Here is a 3,541-nt window from a genome sequence, read left to right on the forward strand (position 1 = left end):
GGAAAGCAGGCCTTCATGCCTGTCGATCAGAGCTGCGCCGAACGTGCGGTGATCGCAGCGGGCCGGGGGAGCCCGATCCGCAGCCGCTCTGGCGGGCAAGGCCTCCCCAACGCGGCGATGTCCTGCATCGACCCATGCAGCCAGCGCTCCCGGTCCTTCGCCGCGACGATCATCGGCATGGTCGGGAACAGCGCGTCGGCCCCGTAATCGGCCCCGCATTCCACCATCGCGAAGCAGCGCGCATCGCCGCTGTCGCGCCACAGCCCCGCCACGGTGAAGACCGGCTCCTCGGCCAGCGCAAACCAGGTCGCGCGCCGGTCCCGGCCCGGACGGGCGCGGGCCGTCAGGGTGGCGGCGGTCAGCGGGATCAGGCAGCGTTGCGCCGGACGCTCGGCCAGACGACGCCACCAGGGCAGCGCCAGGCCGGGGATCCGCGTCGTCGCGTCCGGTCCCTCGCCTATTCCCCAGCGCTGGGTGTCCAGCCCGGTGCCCTCGGGCGTATGACGGATGACGAAGGCGGGATGGCCTGCGCGCAGATCGCCCAGCTCCGCCCAGGTGCCCCAGGACGCCCCGGCGCTCCAGGCGATGGCGAAGTCGCGGCACAGCGCCTCGGCCGTGCGGTCGAGCGTTGCGCGATCCCCCGTCATGGTGCGAAAAATTGGGTCCATCACCGTCATGCGGGGACCGCGATCCGGGGCGCGCGATGCCATTGGCCAAGGCATGGCGAGGCAATGGCGGAAAGCGGGACGCGCACGGTCGGCCTTTGACGCTGAACAGGAGGGTGAGACGGACAGATCGGTTGGGACAATCCGCCCGCCTCGAATTCAGCTCTGTAAGTCAATCGTTTGAAGCTGCCCATAAGCGAGGATACGGCGTCTCACGGTTGAGACGTTTGAAGGCGGAGCATCCCCTCATATCGGCAAAAACCCCGATCGAACCCCTCGTGCTCCATTTCGGCAAAGGCCGGTGTGCCCACCACGCGAATGCCGGGCCGATCCCAGGCGCCTTATGGCCGGGAGGAAGAGGAGTGATCGACCAAGCGACGGGCCGGTTCGTTCCAGAACCACTGGCGACGAGTCGTCGAATAACGACGGCGCACCCGGCGACAGATCAGGACGTGTCGACGATGATCGCTCTGTAGTTGAACGATGCCGAATACTAGGTCGGATCGACATTCAGCGTAGCCAGTTCATGACAGCGGCGAGGTGGATGAAGCCGTTGAAGTGGATGGTTCATCGATCGTAGCGGGTAGCGAAGCGACGGAAATGCTTGAGGCGTCCGAAGCATCGCTTGATCTTGTTACGATGTTTGTAGATGGCGTCGTCATGAGGGATGGCGACCTTGCGGTTGCGCTTGGAGGGGATCACCGCCTCGGCGTGGATGCCTGCGATCTGGTTGCGCAAGTCGTGGCCGTCATAGGCTTTGTCGGCGAGTACCGCCTTGGCGCGCTGGCCTTCGAGCAGAGCGGGTGCCGATGCTATGCCGCTGGCTTGTCCGCTTCTGGCGCGGCGACGAGCGGGCGGGCGATCTGGCGACACGCGAGCAGAGCGGGTGCCGATGCTATGCCGCTGGCTTGTCCGGACGTGATGCGGAACCGCAGGGGCCGACCGAGCGTGTCGGCCTGCATGTGGATCTTGGTTGTCAGCCTGGGATTGTCAGGAATTTCGTGTGCGGGCGGGCATAACCGGAAAGAAGGAGACCCGATATGTCCCGACGCAAAGAGCCTGCGATACCGAACGAGTTACTGGATCAGTTGCTGACCGGCGGTGACGCGGGCACCGCTTTGGCGCAGGGTGGCCTGCTCGACGCGCTGAAGAAGGCGCTGACCGAGCGCGCGTTGAATGCCGAGATGGATCATCACCTCGCCGGTGAAGATGGCGCGGGCAACAGCCGCAACGGTTACGGTCGGAAGACGATCACGACCGATACCGGTAAGTTGGCGATCGACGTACCGCGCGACCGGCAAGCCAGCTTCGACCCGCAGCTAATCGCCAAATACCAGCGGCGCTTTCCAGGTTTCGATGAAAAGATCGTCTCGATGTACGCGCGCGGTATGAGCACCCGGGAGATCATGGGTCACCTGCACGATCTGTACGGCATCGACGTGTCGCCCGATCTGATCTCGACGGTGACCGACGCCGTACTCGACGAGGTGGCGATCTGGCAGCAGCGGCCGCTGGATCCGGTCTACCCGCTCGTCTTTTTCGACGCCTTGCGGGTGAAGATCCGGGACGAGGGCATGGTGCGCAACAAGGCGATCCACATCGCCCTGGGCGTCCGTGCCGATGGTGCCAAGGAGGTGCTGGGCCTGTGGCTGGAGCAGAACGAGGGTGCCAAATTCTGGCTCAGGGTCATGAACGAGCTCAGGAACCGCGGCACCGAGGACATCCTGCTCGCCGTCGTCGACGGGCTGAAAGGCTTTCCCGAGGCGATCACCGCCGTGTTTCCCGACGCCGTGGTTCAAACCTGCATCGTCCACCTGCTGCGCAATTCCATGGACTTCGTCTCCTGGAAGGACCGCAAGGGCCTGGCGAGCGCGCTGAAGGAGGTCTACCGCGCACCCAGCGCCGAGGCGGCCGAGCAGGCGCTGATCGCATTCGAGGCTGGTCCCTGGGGCACCCGCTATCCCGCCATCGGCCAGAGCTGGCGGCGCGCCTGGACCGAGGTCATCCCGTTCTTCGCCTTTCCCGACGACGTTCGGCGGATCATCTATACCACGAATTCCATAGAGGCCTTGAACTCGAAGCTGCGCCGGGCCGTGCGCGCCCGTGGGCATTTCCCCAGCGACGAGGCCGCCACCAAGCTGCTCTACCTGATCTTGAACCGCTCGGAGAAAGAGTGGAGAATGCCGCCACGTGAGTGGATCATGGCAAAGGCCCAGTTCGCCGTCATCTTCGGCGAACGCTTCATCAAGGCCATGGCGGCGTAATGTTCATCCGCCCGCCCGCACACGAAATTCCTGACAATCCCGGCCGAAGATGATCGTCAGCGACAACGGGACCGAACTGACCTCCAATGCGGTGCTCGCCTGGTCCGCCGATGCCAGCATCGAGTGGCATTACATCGCACCAGGCAAACCGACGCAGAACGGGTTCGTCGAGAGCTTCAACGGTCGCATGCGCGACGAGCTGCTCAACGAGACGCTGTTCTTCACCATTGGCCAAGCCCGCTCGATCCTGGCCCGCTGGGTCGACGACTACAACACCGAGCGGCCGCACTCGTCGCTCGGCTACGCTACCCCGCCCGTTGCTTCACCTGCGCTCATGCGCGACAACACCGGTCGGTCTCGGGTTGCCGCTGGTTGAAAGACTGGGGTCACGTCAGTCCTGGCATCGAGAGGCCTCGATTAGGACGCGATGAGAGCCGCTGAGCAAGAACTGACTCACGGAAAAAAGACACAACAAAAACCGCCGCGGGATAATCCGGGCGGTTATGGTATCGGGAAGTATGGTTGCGGGGGCAGGATTTGAACCTGCGGCCTTCAGGTTATGAGCCTGACGAGCTACCGGGCTGCTCCACCCCGCGACGCTGTGGAAGGTGG

The 3,541-nt window shown here is 64.3% G+C and carries 3 protein-coding genes, 1 tRNA gene and 1 pseudogene; 2 read left to right on the forward strand and 3 right to left on the reverse strand.

Annotated elements, in window-relative coordinates; genetic code table 11:
• Nucleotides 1–26: 26 nt before the first annotated feature.
• Together ASF14_RS12775 and ASF14_RS12780 are read right to left on the reverse strand one after the other, a co-directional pair.
• Nucleotides 27–677, reverse strand: coding sequence for a hypothetical protein (locus ASF14_RS12775; RefSeq protein ID WP_168371527.1), 651 nt, complete (start codon nt 675–677; stop codon nt 27–29).
• A 555-nt stretch (nt 678–1,232) separates the two neighbouring features.
• Nucleotides 1,233–1,538 (reverse strand): transposase, encoded by a 306-nt coding sequence (locus ASF14_RS12780; protein WP_056435514.1) that lies wholly within the window; start codon nt 1,536–1,538, stop codon nt 1,233–1,235.
• A gap of 167 nt (nt 1,539–1,705) precedes the next feature.
• Here ASF14_RS12780 and ASF14_RS12785 point away from each other — a divergent pair, with 167 nt between their 5' ends.
• Together ASF14_RS12785 and ASF14_RS12790 are read left to right on the forward strand one after the other, a co-directional pair.
• Nucleotides 1,706–2,929, forward strand: a complete 1,224-nt coding sequence (locus ASF14_RS12785) for an IS256 family transposase (protein ID WP_056435517.1) — start codon at nt 1,706–1,708, stop codon at nt 2,927–2,929.
• A gap of 34 nt (nt 2,930–2,963) precedes the next feature.
• Nucleotides 2,964–3,305: pseudogene (locus ASF14_RS12790) on the forward strand (transposase family protein); the annotation flags it as partial.
• Between the two features lie 143 nt (nt 3,306–3,448).
• Here ASF14_RS12790 and ASF14_RS12795 read toward each other — a convergent pair.
• A tRNA-Met gene (locus ASF14_RS12795) sits at nt 3,449–3,525 on the reverse strand.
• Nucleotides 3,526–3,541: the final 16 nt, after the last annotated feature.

Origin of the sequence: Sphingomonas sp. Leaf257 (assembly GCF_001422185.1) — a bacterium.
Classification (GTDB): domain Bacteria; phylum Pseudomonadota; class Alphaproteobacteria; order Sphingomonadales; family Sphingomonadaceae; genus Sphingomonas; species Sphingomonas yabuuchiae.